Source organism: Phocaeicola faecalis, from assembly GCF_021730445.1.
In the GTDB taxonomy this organism is placed as follows: domain Bacteria; phylum Bacteroidota; class Bacteroidia; order Bacteroidales; family Bacteroidaceae; genus Phocaeicola; species Phocaeicola faecalis.
On the sequence record NZ_JADNRM010000001.1, the window covers coordinates 949,155 to 968,087 of the forward strand.

The following is an 18,933-nucleotide window of genomic DNA, read 5'->3' on the forward strand; positions in this document are numbered from 1 at the left end:
TGTACAAAGCAAGCGAAAACGAGGTTTTTCGTGATACAAAGCATAAATTAAAGATAATTCGTTTCATTTAGGTTCATTATAACTTAGTCAGGATGACAAAGCGAACAAAAAGTCTTAACTTCGCAACCATAAAATAAAGAAACAGACAACATGAAAAAGATATTTTTGTTATTCTTGCTGATAATGGCAGGAATATTGTACATGCCGGCACAAGTCTTAGACGCCAACGTGGAACAACGCCTAAAGGATTTCTTCACCAATTTTGAGACGTCTTATGCTAATATCGGCAAATGTAGACTTGATCGCTATGAAGTAAATCACAGCAAGAAGAAGCTGGATGTTTATGCCAATGCAAACTTTGGCTACCAACCTTTCACACCTGAAAATACGGAAGCCATTTACAGGTTGCTGAAACAAAGTCTTCCCGGCCCGGTCAACTATTACGACATTACCATTTACACAGACGGAAAGCCGATTGAAGAATTAATCCCCAATATATTACAAAAGAAACAGGATAAAAACAGGCTGTGGCAACGAATTGACTATAAAGGTAGCCCTTGGGTACAGAATATGTCACGCCCCTACTCCGCCCCTAAAGGATTGGAAGGCAGACATATCGCCTTATGGCAAAGCCATGGAAAGTATTATAAGAATGACAAAGGCAGTTGGGAATGGCAACGCCCGCGTTTATTCTGTACCACAGAAGATCTCTTCACACAGTCTTTTGTCGTTCCTTATATCATCCCCATGCTGGAAAACGCCGGTGCCATTGTTTATACACCACGCGAACGCGACTGGCAACGCAATGAAGTGATAGTAGACAATAATACGGTTTCACAAAACAGCATTTACCAAGAAGTAAAAAGCCGCAAAGGGAAATGGCTAACTTCCCCATTAGCAGGATTTGCCCAAAAGCGTTCGGTTTATACAGACGGGCAAAATCCCTTTCAAGACGGTACGACACGCTTCGCCGCAACAGAGAAGAAGCCTGAAAAGGCTTTTGCACAATGGATTCCCGACATTCCCGAAACAGGTAAATATGCCGTATACGTTTCTTATCAGACATTGCCCGAAAGTATAAGCAACGCCAAATATCTGGTTTTCCACAAAGGCGGAGTGACCGAATTCAAAGTCAACCAGCAAATAGGTGGAGGCACTTGGGTGTATCTGGGGACTTTTGAATTTGACAAAGGAACCAATGATTACGGAATGGTGATATTAAGTAATGAGAGCAACCAGAAAGGAGTGGTATGCGCCGATGCTGTCCGCTTCGGGGGAGGTATGGGAAATATTTCGAGAAGAGGAAGTACCAGCGGACTTCCACGTTATCTGGAAGGAGCACGTTATGCAGCACAATGGGCAGGAATGCCTTACAGTATATATAGCCCCAGTGAAGGTAAGAACGATTATACCGATGATATAAACAGCCGCAGTCGGATGATGAATTATATGAATGGAGGCTCCGTCTATAATCCGCAAGAACAAGGTTTGGGAGTACCGTTTGAAATGACTTTCGGGCTGCACAGTGATGCCGGTTTCTCTAAAGAGGACGAACTGATCGGGACATTGGGTATTTATACCACCGACTGCAACAACGGAAAATTAAATGCCGGAATCTCTCGATATGCTTCCCGCGACTTGGCAGATATGGTACTGACCGGACTGCAACGGGACATCTCCGCCGGATTCGGCATTCAATGGCCACGCCGCAGTCTATGGAACCGCAATTACAGTGAAACACGCCTGCCGGGTGTTCCATCCATGATTCTGGAACTGCTCTCTCACCAAAACTTTGCCGACCTTAAACTGGGACATGATCCCCGATTCAAATTCACGGTTGCACGTTCGGTTTATAAATCAATCTTAAAGTATATAGCCACTATGCATGGCACCGAGTATGTCGTACAACCCTTGCCGGTCAACAATTTTTCAATTGCCGAAGGGAACAAGAAAAATACGTTCCGCCTAAGTTGGCAGGCAGTAGACGACCCGTTAGAACCCACGGCAAAAGCCCGGGAATATATCGTTTATACGCGTTTGGGGCATGGCGGGTTTGACAACGGTACACTGGTGCGCGACACAGAATACACTTTCGAAGCCGAACCGGGATTGGTATACAGTTTCAAAGTCACTGCCGTCAATCGTGGAGGAGAAAGTTTCCCTTCCGAAATCCTGTCAGCCTATAAAGCCAGAAAAAGCAAAGGAACGGTTTTAATAGTAAATGCATTCAATCGTCTAAGCGGTCCCGCTACCGTAGAATCGAATTTTATACAAGGATTTGACTTGAAGGCAGATCCGGGAATACCTTATATACACACGCCAGCCTATTGCGGTGCACAACAAAGCTTTGACCGAAGCCGCATCGGACGCGAAACAAACGACGGACTGGGATACAGTGGCAGTGAGCTCGAAGGAATGCTGATAGCCGGAAACACTTTCGATTATCCTTTCGTGCACGGCAAAGCCATACAATCCGCCGGAGGATATTCCTTTGTCTCATGCAGCGACGAATCAGTAGAAAACGGATTTGTCCGACTGACAGACTATCCGGTCACAGACCTCATCATGGGTGCAGAGAAACAACCTTTCTCCCCTATCATACAACAACTTATCACGGATTATTGCCGCCGTGGTGGAAATATATTGGTTAGCGGTTCTTATATCGGCAGCAATATGAACGGCCCTTCAGCACTTGACTTTACCGAAAACATACTGAAATACAGTTTTGGTGGAAGTATGGGCGGAAAAACATCAGGCAATATTTACGGTGCCAACACCCACTTCACCATTCCCTGCACCGTGAATGAAAAAACGTATGCCGTACCTGCCCCCGACTGCCTGACTCCTGTCGCACCGGCTTATTCCACTTTTGTGTACACTCCCGGCAATTACAGTGCCGGCATTGCCTACAAAGGCAATTACCGCACTTTTGTACTGGGTTTTCCTTTTGAAAGTATCGAAGAAGTGCAGCAACGGACACGGATAATGAGTGCAATATTAAGTTTCTTCGGAAGCAAATAAGAATTTTCTATGAAAATAAAGAAGTAAAGTAGAGGTTATTTCATAAAAACGCCTAACTTTGTCCGTATAAACCATTAAAATAAAGACTATGTACACTATACAAACAAATGCCTCAGGCACACGTAGCATGGATATTTCAGAAGAAAACCTGCAAACGATTGAGAAATATGCTCTATTTCAGCACTTAATAGACAGTAACGGCATTGTAGATGAGTCTGTACTGGAAAAATTAAAACTGAATATACGCTCACTGATTACTAGCGAAGAGGGAAACAACAAAGAATTGCTCGACCTTTGCATAGACGTGATTTATCATAATAATATGAAAGCCTTCGGACTTCATCAATTGATTTTGCTCTATATACGTTGGGAAAGAGAAAAGAATCAGGATGAAGAAGAAGACCAAAAAGAAGAATAAAAAGGAGTTGAAAGAACATAAACTTACAGATTGGCTGCCGACAACAAAGAAAGAAGTTGAACTGCGTGGATGGGATAACCTGGATGTTATCTTGTTTAGCGGAGATGCGTATGTAGACCATCCTTCTTTCGGGCCAGCCGTTATCGGAAGATTATTAGAGGCACAAGGACTAAGAGTAGCTATCGTGCCTCAACCTAACTGGCGTGACGACCTGCGCGATTTTAAAAAGCTGGGGCGTCCACGTCTTTTTTTCGGCGTATCCGCCGGATGTATGGACAGTATGGTGAATAAGTATACTGCCAATAAACGCTTACGCAGTGAAGATGCTTATACCCCCGATGGACGTCACGATATGCGTCCCGAATATCCCAGTATTGTATATACACAGATTCTGAAACAACTATATCCGGATGTACCTGTCATTTTAGGTGGAATCGAGGCTTCTTTACGCCGTGTCACCCATTACGACTATTGGCAGGACTGTGTGCGTAAGTCTATTTTAATAGACTCGGGAGCGGACTTACTGATTTATGGAATGGGAGAAAAGCCGATTACAGAACTTTGTAAAAGGATGAAAGCACTGACGGATGCTACCGGACAGACACATGGGTCTGCCCCTACAGCAGCCAGTTTTCCTATTCCACATGATATCTTACAAACAGCCTACATAATCCGTAGGGGCGACCCCATGTATCCGCTCCAAGACATCAGCACAACATCCGAGCACAACAGTAAGGAAAAGCCCGACATCATTCTCCACTCTCATGAAGAATGTCTGAAGGACAAGAAAAAACAAGCAGAGAACTTCCGTTTCATCGAGGAGGAAAGCAATAAGTACGAAGCTTCCCGCATCCTGCAAAATGTAGGAAACAATACCGTCGTGGTCAATCCTCCCTATCCTCCAATGACACAGGGAGAACTGGATATGTCTTTCGACCTGCCATATACCCGACTGCCCCATCCCAAATATAAGGGAAAACGTATCCCGGCTTATGATATGATTAAATTCTCCGTCAACCTCCATCGGGGATGTTTCGGCGGATGTTCTTTCTGCACCATTTCTGCCCATCAAGGAAAATTTATAGTCAGCCGAAGCAAGGAAAGTATTCTGAAAGAAGTGAAAGAAATTACAGAAATGCCTGATTTCAAAGGTTATCTGAGCGATTTGGGAGGACCAAGTGCCAATATGTATGCCATGCATGGAATGGATGAAAACAAATGTCGGCGTTGCAAACGTCCGTCCTGCATCCATCCTAAAGTATGTCCGAACCTGAATACCGACCATCGCCCGCTACTCGACATCTATCGCTCGGTAGATGCTATACCGGGAATAAAGAAAAGCTTTATCGGAAGCGGTGTACGTTACGACCTGTTGCAGTATCAAAGCAAAGACCCGGCGGTCAACCGCAGCACTGCGGAATATACGCGCGAGCTGATAGCCAAACATGTAAGCGGACGGCTGAAAGTTGCTCCTGAACATACCAGCGAGCAAGTGTTGCACATCATGCGGAAGCCTTCGTTCTCTCAGTTCTATGAATTCAAGAAAACATTCGATAAAATCAATAAGGAGTTGAACCTGAAACAGCAAATCATTCCTTATTTTATAAGCAGCCATCCCGGATGCACAGAAGAAGATATGGCAGAGCTGGCAGTCATCACCAAAAGGTTGGACTTCCATTTGGAACAGGTACAGGACTTCACTCCCACTCCCATGACCGTCGCTACCGAAGCTTGGTATACGGGCTATCATCCCTATACTTTGCAACCGGTATTTTCAGCCAAGACACAAAAGGAAAAATTGGCGCAACGAATGTTCTTCTTCTGGTATAAACCCGAAGAACGTCGTGCCATCATCAATGAATTACGCAAGATAGGCCGTAGTGACTTGATAGATAAGCTGTATGGGAAATAACTATTTCCACGTCCACCTTTTATCACTATATCGTCCGAATGCTTATATGAATCCGGACAGCTTTATCGTTTCACGGGGATGTGTCGAAACTTCCCTTTTATCGAAATAGTTTCGACACCCCCTCATGAAACGGTAAACCTTTTCCGCTTCCCGAAAAGTCTCCCGCAGACATCCCCAACATATTCCACAACCCTAACAGCCCACAATATCCCAATTACTTTTCTCTTTTCCTTAACAAATAAAAAAGTAGTCCTATACCCTTGAATATCACTTATTTTTTTTATCTTTGGAAAGTAACTTCTAAATCAATACTGCGTATGGAAACCTATCTTTTCTGGATTGTACCCATCGCCTCTTTATTGGCATTGGTACTCGCTTGGTATTTCTACAGACAAATGATGCGCGAAAGCGAAGGAACTCCAACGATGGAGAAAATCGCTTTGTATGTACGTCAAGGCGCCATGTCCTATCTCAAACAGCAATATAAGGTAGTGGGACTGGTATTTCTGGGACTGGTCATTCTATTCTCTATCATGGCTTATGGTTTCAACCTGCAAAACGCCTGGGTGCCTATAGCCTTCCTCACCGGCGGTTTCTTCTCCGGACTTTCCGGCTTTTTGGGAATGAAAACGGCAACGTATGCTTCAGCGCGTACCGCCAATGCAGCCCGCAGTTCTTTGAACAAAGGCTTGCGTGTCGCATTCCGAAGCGGAGCGGTCATGGGACTGGTTGTGGTAGGACTCGGCTTATTTGACATTTCGTTTTGGTATCTATTGCTGGATAAATGTATTCCGGCAGACGTCATGAATCCATCTGCCAAATTGTGTATCATTACCACCACCATGCTGACATTCGGTATGGGAGCCAGTACACAGGCTTTATTTGCACGTGTCGGAGGCGGAATCTATACTAAGGCTGCCGATGTAGGTGCCGACCTTGTAGGTAAAGTAGAAGCCGGCATCCCCGAAGACGACCCACGCAATCCGGCAACCATTGCCGACAATGTAGGTGACAATGTAGGCGACGTAGCTGGTATGGGGGCAGATTTGTACGAGAGCTATTGCGGTTCAATTCTCGCCACTGCTGCATTAGGCGCTGCTGCCTATATAGGTACAGACGATACAGTCATGCAGTTTAAAGCTGTTATTGCACCCATGCTGATTGCCGCTGTAGGAATTATTCTCTCCATTGTGGGAATCTTCTCTGTCAGAACAAAGGAAAATGCAGGAATGAAAGAGCTGTTAGGTTCACTGGCTGTCGGAACAAACCTAAGTTCTGCCTTAATAGTTGTTGCAACGTTCCTTATCCTTTGGATACTGAATTTACAAAATTGGATAAATATCTCATTTGCCGTGGTTATCGGACTGATAGTGGGAATTATCATCGGTCGTTCTACCGAGTACTACACTTCTCAATCCTATAAACCGACGCAACGTCTGGCAGAAAGCGGAAAGACCGGTCCGGCAACCGTGATTATCTCAGGAATCGGACTGGGCATGGTATCTACCACTATCCCCGTTTTGGCGGTAGTAGTCGGAATAATCCTTTCTTATTGGCTCGCATCAGGTTTTGATTTTGCCAATATCTCTATGGGACTTTATGGTATCGGAATTGCCGCTGTAGGAATGCTTTCCACCTTGGGCATCACACTTGCTACCGATGCTTACGGTCCAATAGCCGACAATGCCGGAGGCAATGCGGAAATGAGTGGATTAGGCGAAGAAGTACGTAAGCGCACAGATGCCCTCGATTCTCTAGGCAATACGACAGCTGCTACCGGAAAAGGATTCGCCATTGGCTCTGCCGCACTCACAGGCTTGGCGCTGCTGGCATCATATATAGAAGAAATCCGCATCGGTCTGACACGATTGGGACAAACCATTTTGGAACTGCCTAACGGTATCACTGTCGAAGTACACAATGCAAGTTTCACAGACTATATGCTGTACTATGATGTGACACTGATGAATCCGAAAGTCCTTTCGGGAATGTTTATCGGCAGCATGATGGCATTCTTATTCTGCGGACTGACAATGAACGCAGTGGGACGTGCAGCTGCCCACATGGTGGAAGAAGTGCGCAGACAATTCCGGGAAATAAAAGGTATTCTGACCGGTGAAGCCGAACCCGACTACGCACGATGTGTACAAATTTCAACCAAGGGTGCACAGCGTGAAATGGTATTTCCGTCTCTGCTGGCTATCATTGCACCTATTGCCACCGGGCTCTTATTTGGTGTTCCGGGAGTTATCGGACTACTGATTGGCGGTTTGTCATCCGGCTTTGTTCTCGCCATTTTCATGGCTAATTCAGGCGGTGCATGGGATAATGCCAAAAAATATGTGGAAGAAGGCAATTTTGGCGGCAAAGGCAGTGAAGTACATAAAGCGACTGTCACCGGAGACACCGTGGGAGATCCGTTTAAAGATACATCCGGCCCCAGCCTGAATATACTTATTAAATTAATGAGTATGGTAGCCATTGTTATGGCAGGACTGACCGTTGCCTGGAGTTTGTTCTAAACCGGATTACAGTCTCATTTGGTAAGCTCAAATTCCGATTTCGTTAATATATCAACATATTTTTGTGAAAAAACGTGTTGATATATTATTTTTTTATACCTTTGCAAAATCACCAAAATATTTTAGAAAATGGGACTCTCAAATTTAACAAAGAAATTCTTAATCTGTGCATTCTCTCTTTGCACAGTTAGTTCTTTTGCTCAGGAAGTGAAAGAAGAAGGTAAAGTAGTATTCAACCCTCATTGGTTTATGCAAATTCAAGGTGGTGCTAGCCATACTTTGGGTGAGGCTAGTTTCTCGGATTTGATATCACCGGCTGCACAAGTTACAGGGGGTTACCAATTCAGTCCATTATTTGGTCTGCGTGCCGGAGTAAGTGCCTGGGAAGCAAAAGGAGCCTGGGCTTCTCCTTCAACCGTGTATAAATATAAATTTGTACAGGGTAATGTAGATGCAATGTTGGATTTAAGTGCTTTATTCTGCAAATTCAATCCGAAACGTGTATTCAATGCTTATGGTTTCTTAGGAGTAGGTTTCAACCATGCATTTGACAATGATGAAGCTGTAGCTATCAATGCACAGGGACACGCGTTAAGATATTTATGGAATGACAGCAAAAACTTCATTGTAGGACGTGGAGGTTTGGGCGCAAACATTCGTTTGAGCGACCACGTATTCGTCAACTTGGAAGTGAATGCCAACGCATTATCTGACAAGTACAATTCAAAGAAAGCCGGTAATGCAGACTGGCAGTTCAACGGTTTAGTAGGTTTGACTTTCAAATTTGGCAAGACTTACAAGAAGACAGAACCCGTTTATTATGAACCGGCTCCTGCTCCTGCCCCTAAAGAAGAACCCAAACCGCAACCGGTTGTAAAGGAAGAACCTAAACCTGTAAAAGTTGAAGCTTTGACAGAAAACATCTTCTTCGTTATCAACTCTTCTAAAATTAAAGAAGCTGAACTGGGTAAAGTAAACAGCATCGTGGATTATTTGAATAAATATCCTAATGCTAAAGTAACTATCACCGGTTATGCAGATGCTCAAACCGGTACTGCCGCTTACAACAAAACAATCTCGCAAAAGCGTGCCAATGCTGTTGCAGAAGCTTTGAAAGCTAAAGGTATCACTGAAAACAGAATTAATGTAGATTACAAAGGTGACACAGTTCAGCCTTTCTCAACAGCTGAAGAAAACCGTGTTTCTATTTGTATCGCCGAATAATTAATAACCTACTCCAACAGAAAAGGCAGTCCCGACAAACGAGACTGCCTTTTTCTATACCATAACGAATAAACGAAAATCTTACAGACTGTTTTTATTCAGAATATCACATTGACATTTCTCCAATACCTGTACACATTTCTTCAAGTCATTAGGACGTATGACCACGTTTGCCGTATCGCCCTGAGCGAAAGCATACATATATTCAATAAAAATTTGTTCGACAGCCAGACATTCCAGAATTGCCGACAAAGAACCTGCCACATTCGGGCAACTGATACATACCACATCGGTCAGCATTACAGCAAAATTTTCAGCACGGAGCGCTTCCACTGCTTTATCGACATCAGAAACAATCAGACGAAGAATTCCAAAATCAGTCGATTCAGCCATGCTGAACGCGTGCATATTAATGTCATACTTCGCCAATGTCTTTGCTACATCATTAATTCTTCCGGTTTTATTTTCCAAAAAAACAGATAATTGCTTAATTGTCATATTGCGTAAGGTTTTTATTTTAATACTCGTTTATCTATCACGTGTTTGCTCTTTCCTTCGCTACGGCTGATGCTGTTCGGCTCCATCAGTTTAATATCCGCACTGATAGAAAGCACGCTCTTCAATTTGTCACTCAATGTCTTTTTCATAGCAAGCATACGGCCTAAATCATCTGAGAAGAAGTCACGACGAACCTCAACCTGAACCTGAAGGATATCAAGGTTGTTTTGCCTGTCAACCACCAACATATATTGAGGTTCAAATTCGGGCATTCCCAATATAACACTTTCCACTTGTGAGGGAAATACATTGATACCACGAATAATCAGCATATCATCACTACGTCCCATGATGCGGCTCATGCGAACACTGGTACGGCCACAGGCACAAGTACCCTCCATCAACGAACATAAATCTTTTGTGCGGTAACGCAGTAACGGCATTCCTTCTTTGGTAAGCGTAGTGAATACCAACTCACCTTGCTGTCCGTTAGGAAGTTGCTCCAATGTTTCAGGGTTAATAATTTCAGGATAGAAATGATCTTCATTAATATGTGAGCCATTTTGTTCCTGACATTCGAAAGAAACGCCCGGCCCCATAATTTCGCTCAATCCATACAGATTATAACCTTTCAAGCCCAACCGTTCCTCAATTTCCCTGCGCATATTGTCGGTCCAAGGTTCTGCACCAAAAGCACCGATACGCAGTTTTATATCATCTTTAGTAAGTCCCATGCGTTCCACCGTTTCCGCCAGATAAAGAGCGTATGACGGAGTACAAGCAATACCGGTTATGCCTAAATCACGAATCAGACGCACATGTTTCTCAGTATTTCCCGTAGATGCCGGAATAACCGTCGCACCTAAATTTTCCACACCATAATGAGCACCCAAACCACCGGTAAACAAGCCATAACCATAGCTCACCGAGAACGTATCTTCCCGAGTCACCCCATAAGCGGCAAGACAACGAGACATTACTTCCGACCACACAGATAAGTCACGACGCGTATAGCCCACAATGGTAGGATTTCCTGTAGTGCCCGAAGAGGCATGCACACGCACTATTTCAGAGGCAGGAGCCGCCTGAAGCCCATAAGGATAATTGTCCCGCAAATCCTGTTTGGTAGTAAAAGGAAGTTTCACGATATCATCAATGCTACGGATATCATCGGGAGACAAATCCATTTCCTGCATTTTATTACGATAGAACGGGACATTATGATAGACCAGCGCTACCAATTTCTGCAAGCGCTTGCTTTGAAGCGCATGCATCTCATCCCGGCTCATACATTCTTTATTGTTGTTCCAAATCATAGTAATAGATTGATTTTATTTATGTCATTCTTTCATATATCATGGATGATCTTCATGGAAAGCCTTCATACGTTCTTCCATGACAGGATACAGTTCTTCTCTCATTCTTGAAGTACAAGCCCGCACACCTTCCTGCTCACTTCCGGTAGTCGAAAGCGAAATACTACTCACACCATAATACAACAATTCACGCAGCAACTCGCCACCTTTCATCTTGCCATAACCGATAGTGAAGAAAAATCCGTCTCCAACCACCTGAGTCGCATCATAATCATAAACAATGTGGAAACCGTTGTCGGTAAATATCTTCTTCATGCGTTCGGCACGACGAGCATACTCACGAGTATCCTCCACAAAATTAATCTTACCTTCGGTAGACAGGCGGAGCATCTCTGCATAAGCATATTGAGTGGATGCCGTGCAACCCGAAGTTATCATATAAAGAATGGAAGCTATCAAAGTAGGCCCGAAGACACCTGCATCTTTATAGCGTTCTGCCAATGCCGGATACTGACAGTCAAACAACTTATCACTAATGCATGTCAATGCCATGCGCTGGCCTGCATAACTGAAAATCTTGGAAGAAGACAACATTAAAATATAATTATCCGTATAACGTGCTACCGTAGGAGGATAAGGCGGTTCAAACGGATGTCCCAAATCACGACGGAAATCCATGCAGAAATAAGCTAAGTCCTCCATCACAACCACATCATATTGAGTTGCCAGTTCACCGATAATGGCCAATTCTTCCTCTTCCAAACAAATCCATGCCGGATTATTCGGATTGGAATATACAATAGCGGCTATTTCGCCTGTGCTCAACATACTTTCCAGTTTATCATGCAAAGCGGCCCCCCGATAATCGTAAACATCAAACTCTTCCCATTGTACTCCTATAATGCGAAGCTGGGATTTCTGAATCGGAAATCCGGGATCGATAAACAAAACCTTGTTTTTACCGGGAATGCGCTGCGTACAAGCAATAAACGAGCCAAAAGAACCTGCAACCGAGCCCGTAGTCGGTACACAGGCACGCGGAGAAACATCCACATTCATAAATGCCTTTACAAAGCGGGAAGCTTCATTCTTCAACTCTGCCACACCCGCAGCAGCCGGATATTGTGAACCGACTCCTCTGTCAAGTGCCGCTTTTTCGGCTTCGATGCCTATTTGATTGGCAGGAAGCCCCGGAGATCCCTGATCCATTCGAATAAAAGGAATACCGGTTTCCTTTTCCAGATATTGGGCAACCAACAATACATCACCGATGGTTGCCTGTGAGAGGTCGGCAATATGCAGTTCCGACACAGCTCTCTCTACCAATTCTTCACTAAATATCTTCATAGCATCTTACCAGTTCTTCACTGCTTTCAAACCTATATCAAAAGCCTGCTTATTCATTTCCACGATTTTCTCACCTTTAGAAGCAAACACCCGGCCAATGCTTTCACGCAGTTGTTCAGGTGACAGAATTTCAATAAATTTAGCAGCCATACCCAACAAGATGACATTCGCACATTTCGGCATATTATTTTCCTTCGCTATATCTTCTATTTCCAGTTGGACTACACGCGGAAGAGTATTCAGTGTTCTCATCAGCTCCTCCTCATCGGGGTAATTGGGAATATTCTTAAACAAATTTGCCGAAGTAACCACCCATCCCTCTTTTTCCAGATAAGGCAGATAGCGCAAAGCCTCCATAGGCTCCATGGAAATAATCAAATCCGCTTTTCCCAATGAGATGAGATCTGAGTGGAGTGATTCGTCCGAAAGACGGAGATTAGACTGTACATCACCTCCACGCTGACTCATGCCGTGCACTTCGGCTTGCTTCAAGTTAAGCCCTGCAACAGTTGCGGCTTCTCCTATAATAGTAGCGATAGTGAGGATACCTTGTCCTCCTACCCCTGAAAGTATAATATCTTTTCTCATGCCTTTTCTACTCTTTTCTGTCTCAATTTACGATTTAAAGTCTGCACACATTCACGGCGCGGAATGATAACAGATACTCCTTTATATTCTATTTCTTCGCGGATGATGCGGGTTATTTCCTCCATGTTCTTAGGCAACGGAACCACCACGCGTACATGCTCAGGCTCTACCCCCAATCCCAGGCAAATGGCTTCAAACTTATTTGTACCTGCCGAATCCTGTCCACCGGTCATGGCTGTGGTCAGGTTATCAGAAATAATAACCGTAATATTCGCTTTATCATTGACGGCATCCAACAATCCGGTCATACCCGAATGAGTAAAGGTAGAGTCGCCGATAACGGAAATAGCGGGAAAGACACCTGCATCCGCAGCACCTTTTGCCATTGTAATAGAAGCACCCATATCCACACAACTGTCGATAGCACGGAATGGAGGCAATGCACCCAAAGTATAACAACCGATATCACCGAAAATACGTGCACCGGGATATTCGGCAGCAACCTTATTCAATGCATCGTACACATCACGGTGACCGCAACCCTGACACAAAGCCGGAGGACGGGGCATCACCACCTGTGGAGTAACAAAAGAACATTGGGTAACCCAACCGACAGCATTGCCCACATTGTCGGGAGTCAATTCGCCTGTACGGGGAAGGTCACCGGTCAAACGGCCTTTCACAGGATAATCGCAACCAAGAAAAGCTTTCACCTGTTCTTCGACGAAAGGCTGCCCGTCTTCCACAACCAAAATATATTCGCAATGATCCGCCATCTCCTGAATCATATCTGCCGGTAAAGGATATTGTGATACTTTCAATACAGGAACAGAGCCATCGTCCGCTATATTCTCCTTCACATAATTATATCCGATACCGCAGGCAATAATACCATACTTATAATCACCTTGCGGATTAAAACCTTCCAAACCATTGTATGACGACATCTTTGAAGCCCCATCCAACCGTTCCTGTTTCTTTATCAAAGCAGCATATTGATTGCGTGCAATAGCCGGCAACAATACCCAATGAGTACGTTCACAGTCGGGATTCAGTTGATTCTCTTCCCGGATTCCTGCCACTTCCACACTGGAGCGTGAGTGTGCCAAACGAGTGACGACACGCATCAATACCGGTAACTTCAACCTTTCCGAAAGCATATAGGCATAGTTCATCATGTCATAAGCCTCTTGCTGATTTGACGGTTCCAGAATGGGAAGCATTGCAAACTTTCCATAGAAACGGGAGTCCTGTTCATTTTGTGAAGAATGCATGGACGGATCATCAGCAGCCAACACCACCAGTCCGCCATTTACCCCTGTAATCGCTGAATTGACAAAAGCATCGGCAGCCACATTCATACCTACATGTTTCATGCATACCAAAGCACGCTTGCCTGCATAAGACATCCCCAAGGCAGCCTCCATTGCAGTCTTTTCATTCGTACACCAAGTGCTATGCAGTTTTCTTTCCTGTGCCAGCTTATCATTTTGTATAAATTCCGTAATCTCTGTAGACGGTGTTCCCGGATAAGCATACACACCCGATATTCCGGCATGTATCGCTCCCAAGGCAATCGCTTCATCGCCCAACAATAATCTCTTTTCTGTCATTATCTATTTATATTATTAGTTATTATTCGATTTCATCCGTTCTTCTTTTATAGCAAGCTAAAAGAATCGGCATCATCCAGCACCGGAAATTTCTCACGAAATGCTGCCAATTTCTCCATATCTATCTCTGCAGTGGCTTCGCTTTCGCAGCTCCAGGGACATTCGGCCATCGTTTTTCCATACGGATCTATAATAGCACTTCCGCCCGAATATTCGCAAGCCGGGTCAGTTCCCATCCGATTGACTCCTGCCACATAACATTGGTTCTCTATGGCACGGGCACGGAGCAATGCACTCCATGCATCTACACGGGGGGTAGGCCAACTAGCTACATAAAGTATCATATCATAGTCGCCTAAATTACGAGACCACACTGGGAAACGGAGGTCGTAACATACTTCCAGCAGAATACGCACGCCCCGATAGTGTACCACAACCCTTTCGGTACCGGCAGTAAACTGCTTATCCTCTCCCCCATAAGTGAATAAATGCTTTTTATCATAATGCTGCACCGTTCCATCGGGATGTACAAAATAGAAACGGTTATAATATTTTCCATTTTCCTGCACTGCCACACTTCCGGCAATAGCACAATTGCGTTCGGCCGCTTTACGTTGCATCCAGTGCAATGTCTCACTGTCGGCGCTCTCGGCCACGCCCTCTGGCTTAGTACAAAAACCGGTGGAGAACATTTCGGGCAAAACAAACAAGTCAGCATCCGGCAAGCGATTGACAGCCTCATCAGCCCGTTCTATATTTACTTGAGGATTCGCCCATTCTATATTTCTTTGTAGAATTGTTATTTTCATGGTTTTCCATAATTATAAGACCCACAAAGGTAACAATTATAATAAGATGACAAACATTTTATCACCAACTATTTCCTTTATAGCACATTTTTCTTATATTTGGAAATAAAAGAGACTATCCACTCATACCCATTGAAGGCAGACAGGTTATCAATATCAGACTATTGAACCAGTAAAACAATCTTTTATTAGCCGACCGGACACAGGAAAGGTGATTCCACCTACCCCCTGCTACTGGCCGGCCAATGTTTATCATTTAAGATATTCACGGAAAAACCGTTCTATCTTGTCAAACGGAATTACATTCAGATTATCATACAAATCCACGTGATTGGCACCGGGAATGATTAACAATTCCTTGTTCCCGCCTTTCAACTTCTTGAAAGCATCTTCACTGAAATAACGCGAATGGGCTTTTTCTCCATGAATCATCAACACAGCACTCCGAATCTCATCACTATACGAAAGTATAGGCATATTGATGAATGAGAGTGAGGAAGTCTTGTTCCACCCATTGTTAGAATTAAGCGAACGCTTGTGATAACCGCGTTCCGTCTTGTAATAACCGTAATAATCTTTCACGAATTGGGGAGCATCCGCAGGCAACGGATCCACCACTCCTCCGGCCAAAGCATACGAACCGTTCCTCGCATCTTCCGTGCGCTGGGCATTGAGCTGCTTACGCAATTCGTAACGTGCATCGGCATTCATTGAGTCAAAATAACCATTGGCATTCACACGGCTCATGTCATACATGGTTGCAGTAACAGTTGCCTTGATGCGGGTGTCGACAGCTGCTGCATTGAGCGCCATGCCACCCCATCCGCAAATACCGAGAATACCAATACGCTCTGCATCTACATCATCACGTATGGAAAGGAAATCGACTGCTGCACAAAAATCTTCCGTATTAATATCGGGCGAAGCCACATAGCGGGGCTCGCCATCACTTTCTCCGGTGTACGAAGGATCGAAGGCAATGGTCAGAAAACCACGCTCCGCCAAAGCCTGCGCATATAACCCCGAAGCCTGTTCCTTCACTGCACCGAAAGGACCGCTTACGGCAATGGCCGGCAACTTTCCCTCAGCATCCCGGGGAATGTACATATCGGCAGCCAGGGTAATGCCGTAACGATTACGAAAAGTCACTTTCGTGTGACGCACCTTGTCACTCTGTGGGAATACTTTGTCCCACTCCTGAACCAAACTTTGTTTTTTCTCTATCATATAAACACTGTTAGAATGATTATTGTCTACCGCAAACAGGTTTCCCATGGCACAAAGACTTATCGCCGTTGCCGCACATAAACTTCTTAATGACTTTCTCATACTGTTTTCACTATTAATTTTCACAACAGCAAAGGTAACGGTTTCCACCATATCCCATTGTACCTCAATTACGGATGTTCCAACCTCAATTACAGTTCCTTGCCTATGAGTTCCGGCATTACTCATTATAATCCGTAACTCAGGTTGTATAATCAGTAATCAGGGTAATGAGGAAGTCCGGATGATTCTTTACTTTTGTCGAGTAAGAAAACAGAAGCCGGAAAATGAAAAAGATTTTAGACCTCAAGACTGTACATGAATGCAATCGGAACTTAGGTTGCAAGACATGGCACCCGCAAGTAAGCATCATCAATCTGGAAAATCCCAATCTGGAACAGGAAGCCGTGAAGTTTGAATTCTATGCCATCCTGCTCATTGAGGAATGTCCCGACGACTGTTGTTGCTGCGGCCGTAAGTATTACGACTATTCCAATGCCACAATGGTATTCCTCACTCCCGGCGAAATATTTCGCATGAGTGAGGACAACACACTCCCCGATAAAGGATATCTGCTGGCCTTTCATCCCGACTTACTGTCTCAGACCTCACTGAAAAGCCATATCAAGAACTATACTTTTTTCCAATACCGGAAAGAAGAAGCACTCCATCTCTCCCAACGCGAAACATCAAAGATAACCTGTTGCCTCGAAAATATAGAGGATGAGTTACACCATCCGATTGACGCACACAGCAGCACCATCCTCTCAAGGCACATTGAACTCTTTCTAGACTATTGCACACGCTACTACGAACGTCAGTTCATTACAAGGGAAAACAAGAACAAAGCTATTTTAGAAGCAACAGAAAAGATACTCGACGACTGCATGGCTTCCGGCAGACTGCAAAGCGGCAAACTCCCCATTCCTCACCATATTGCAGAAAAGCTCCATCTCTCGGCAGCCTATTTTAACGATCTGCTGAAATTCGAAACAGGCAAGACATGGGAAGAATACATTCAATTCAAGCAACTGGAAAAAGCCAAGCAATTATTACTGAAAGACGACAATAGCCCCATTGCTGTAGCCAAGCAGCTGGGCTACCCCAACGTACAATATTTTAGTTTCATCTTTAAAAAGGTGACAGGCTGTACACCGAATGACTATCGGCACTCACAAAACTAAAAGACCTGAGTCTTAAAAAAAGATGAAACCTTCTATTCATGGAGATTCTGTGCGAAAGCAATCCCCGCTCATTCATAACTACCGCTGAAATGATAAACAAGCTGCGAAAAATCTTCTGATTTTTCATTGCCTATCCACAATTCTGTCGGTGAAATATTAAACATCATAAACTGGCTATATATTTCTGCATCACCTCCAAAATGTTGAGAGAATTCTATCCTCACTGACGATGGAGCGCCATATCCGCCTAAGATGACTACATTTTTAGGATGCAAGACAAAATTCATACTGCCTTGATCCATCTGAAGAAATTCATATCCTGCCTTTACTTCAACCTCACCTATTTCCCTGAAATGCCGTGATATATCCTCATCTTTAATCATCTCTGCAATAGGCGATAAAGGCAATTTTAATATTAAAGAATCTCTTGACACAGCTATTCTATCGGAAAAGGCTTCAATTTCCTTACCTCTATAATATGAAACTTCCACCGTACCCTTGTACGTGCCTTTCATGTCGAAAAGCGCTTGTTGAATCTCGGCAGATGAAAAGCCTGATTCATCGTCATTACATCCGGCAAATCCTATCACACAACAGAATAATACTACTATCCTTAACAGTCCTTTTGTCTTCATATCAAATTGATTAATTAGTTATGTTACTCGCAAGCACGTACATATGCCTTTATCGTTTAAAGCAAAACTACACAAATATTTTTTAGTCGACGAATAAAAAGCAATTTTTTTATTCGCATTTTGCATTTTCTTGATACACGCTCATTTTTCTATTGGCGCAAATGTATCTGGCAATGCTGTCTGCCACATAAAAAGTCACAGCCTCACCGCTCTGTACCCTTGTCCGAAGAGCCGTTTCTTCCTTTCATCAGCCATTGAAACGTCCTGTTGGTGGGCGTTCCGGTAGTGAATAGACAGCTCGTCATCACCCTTTCAGCCTCCTTTCATCCGTAAGGCAATGTGTACTAAATGTGTACTCCTTGTGTACTCCTTGTGTACTCTTTGTGTACTCTTTGTGTACCTAATGCATACCTGTGTACTCTTTGTGTACTTAATGTGTACTCCTTGTGTACCTAATATGCGCTTGTGTATTCTTTGTGTACTTAATGTGTACTCCTGTTTTTGATTGACTAATTGAAGGCAGATTTGAAAGGACTTGGGCAGCACGGCTGAAACGAGGATGAAGGGATGTCCTGTCATT

14 protein-coding genes are annotated in these 18,933 nt (G+C 44.0%); 6 read left to right on the top strand and 8 right to left on the bottom strand.

The window, feature by feature from the left end:
• The first annotated feature begins 150 nt into the window (after positions 1-150).
• The 5 genes from IR173_RS03970 to IR173_RS03990 all read left to right on the top strand — a co-directional run bounded on the left by IR173_RS03970 (position 151) and on the right by IR173_RS03990 (position 9,097).
• A complete protein-coding gene (locus IR173_RS03970) occupies positions 151-3,021 on the top strand; it encodes a golvesin C-terminal-like domain-containing protein (RefSeq protein ID WP_237038369.1) in 2,871 nt (956 codons plus the stop codon).
• An 88-nt stretch (positions 3,022-3,109) separates the two neighbouring features.
• Positions 3,110-3,439 carry a hypothetical protein gene (locus IR173_RS03975; RefSeq protein WP_237038370.1) on the top strand — a complete coding sequence of 110 codons (330 nt, stop codon included), beginning with the start codon at positions 3,110-3,112 and terminating at the stop codon, positions 3,437-3,439.
• A gap of 7 nt (positions 3,440-3,446) precedes the next feature.
• Positions 3,447-5,351 (top strand): YgiQ family radical SAM protein, encoded by a 1,905-nt coding sequence (locus IR173_RS03980; RefSeq protein WP_237038436.1) that lies wholly within the window; start codon positions 3,447-3,449, stop codon positions 5,349-5,351.
• A 317-nt stretch (positions 5,352-5,668) separates the two neighbouring features.
• Positions 5,669-7,873: a sodium-translocating pyrophosphatase gene (locus tag IR173_RS03985; protein WP_237038371.1), complete on the top strand. Its 2,205-nt coding sequence runs from the start codon at positions 5,669-5,671 to the stop codon at positions 7,871-7,873.
• A gap of 129 nt (positions 7,874-8,002) precedes the next feature.
• On the top strand, positions 8,003-9,097 hold the full coding sequence (locus IR173_RS03990) for an OmpA family protein (RefSeq protein ID WP_237038372.1): 1,095 nt from the start codon (positions 8,003-8,005) through the stop codon (positions 9,095-9,097).
• 81 nt (positions 9,098-9,178) lie between these two features.
• On the opposite strand, the gene IR173_RS03995 is transcribed toward IR173_RS03990, so the two are convergent.
• The 7 genes from IR173_RS03995 to IR173_RS04025 all read right to left on the bottom strand — a co-directional run bounded on the left by IR173_RS03995 (position 9,179) and on the right by IR173_RS04025 (position 16,597).
• Complete coding sequence (locus tag IR173_RS03995) at positions 9,179-9,595, bottom strand: ACT domain-containing protein (protein WP_237038373.1); 417 nt, start codon at positions 9,593-9,595, stop codon at positions 9,179-9,181.
• A gap of 14 nt (positions 9,596-9,609) precedes the next feature.
• Positions 9,610-10,911, bottom strand: coding sequence for a phenylacetate--CoA ligase family protein (locus IR173_RS04000; protein ID WP_237038374.1), 1,302 nt, complete (start codon positions 10,909-10,911; stop codon positions 9,610-9,612).
• A 39-nt stretch (positions 10,912-10,950) separates the two neighbouring features.
• Positions 10,951-12,258, bottom strand: a complete 1,308-nt coding sequence (locus IR173_RS04005; RefSeq protein WP_237038375.1) for an aminotransferase class I/II-fold pyridoxal phosphate-dependent enzyme — start codon at positions 12,256-12,258, stop codon at positions 10,951-10,953.
• Positions 12,259-12,264: 6 nt separating this feature from the next.
• Complete coding sequence (locus tag IR173_RS04010; RefSeq protein WP_237038376.1) at positions 12,265-12,846, bottom strand: indolepyruvate oxidoreductase subunit beta; 582 nt, start codon at positions 12,844-12,846, stop codon at positions 12,265-12,267.
• Positions 12,843-14,459, bottom strand: a complete 1,617-nt coding sequence (locus tag IR173_RS04015; RefSeq protein WP_237038377.1) for a thiamine pyrophosphate-dependent enzyme — start codon at positions 14,457-14,459, stop codon at positions 12,843-12,845. Before IR173_RS04015 ends, IR173_RS04010 begins: the two co-directional genes overlap by 4 nt.
• Before the next feature lie 47 nt (positions 14,460-14,506).
• Positions 14,507-15,268, bottom strand: a complete 762-nt coding sequence (locus IR173_RS04020) for an amidohydrolase (protein ID WP_237038378.1) — start codon at positions 15,266-15,268, stop codon at positions 14,507-14,509.
• A gap of 252 nt (positions 15,269-15,520) precedes the next feature.
• Positions 15,521-16,597: an alpha/beta hydrolase gene (locus IR173_RS04025; protein WP_237038379.1), complete on the bottom strand. Its 1,077-nt coding sequence runs from the start codon at positions 16,595-16,597 to the stop codon at positions 15,521-15,523.
• Between the two features lie 233 nt (positions 16,598-16,830).
• Between IR173_RS04025 and IR173_RS04030 the strand changes: the two genes are divergently transcribed.
• Positions 16,831-17,718, top strand: coding sequence for a helix-turn-helix domain-containing protein (locus IR173_RS04030; protein ID WP_237038437.1), 888 nt, complete (start codon positions 16,831-16,833; stop codon positions 17,716-17,718).
• Positions 17,719-17,786: 68 nt separating this feature from the next.
• Here IR173_RS04030 and IR173_RS04035 read toward each other — a convergent pair whose 3' ends face one another.
• Positions 17,787-18,353, bottom strand: coding sequence for a DUF4840 domain-containing protein (locus IR173_RS04035; RefSeq protein ID WP_237038380.1), 567 nt, complete (start codon positions 18,351-18,353; stop codon positions 17,787-17,789).
• Positions 18,354-18,933 lie beyond the last annotated feature (580 nt).

Bases quoted from the DNA above. Each gene is read 5' to 3' on its own strand.
- IR173_RS04000 (WP_237038374.1), bottom strand. From the start codon at position 10,911: ATGATTTGGAACAACAATAAAGAATGTATGAGCCGGGATGAGATGCAT.
- IR173_RS04015 (WP_237038377.1), bottom strand. From the start codon at position 14,459: ATGACAGAAAAGAGATTATTGTTGGGCGATGAAGCGATTGCCTTGGGA.
- IR173_RS04005 (WP_237038375.1), bottom strand. From the start codon at position 12,258: ATGAAGATATTTAGTGAAGAATTGGTAGAGAGAGCTGTGTCGGAACTG.
- IR173_RS03970 (WP_237038369.1), top strand. From the start codon at position 151: ATGAAAAAGATATTTTTGTTATTCTTGCTGATAATGGCAGGAATATTG.
- IR173_RS04010 (WP_237038376.1), bottom strand. From the start codon at position 12,846: ATGAGAAAAGATATTATACTTTCAGGGGTAGGAGGACAAGGTATCCTC.
- IR173_RS04025 (WP_237038379.1), bottom strand. From the start codon at position 16,597: ATGAGAAAGTCATTAAGAAGTTTATGTGCGGCAACGGCGATAAGTCTT.
- IR173_RS03990 (WP_237038372.1), top strand. From the start codon at position 8,003: ATGGGACTCTCAAATTTAACAAAGAAATTCTTAATCTGTGCATTCTCT.
- IR173_RS04035 (WP_237038380.1), bottom strand. From the start codon at position 18,353: ATGAAGACAAAAGGACTGTTAAGGATAGTAGTATTATTCTGTTGTGTG.
- IR173_RS03975 (WP_237038370.1), top strand. From the start codon at position 3,110: ATGTACACTATACAAACAAATGCCTCAGGCACACGTAGCATGGATATT.
- IR173_RS03995 (WP_237038373.1), bottom strand. From the start codon at position 9,595: ATGACAATTAAGCAATTATCTGTTTTTTTGGAAAATAAAACCGGAAGA.
- IR173_RS03985 (WP_237038371.1), top strand. From the start codon at position 5,669: ATGGAAACCTATCTTTTCTGGATTGTACCCATCGCCTCTTTATTGGCA.
- IR173_RS04020 (WP_237038378.1), bottom strand. From the start codon at position 15,268: ATGAAAATAACAATTCTACAAAGAAATATAGAATGGGCGAATCCTCAA.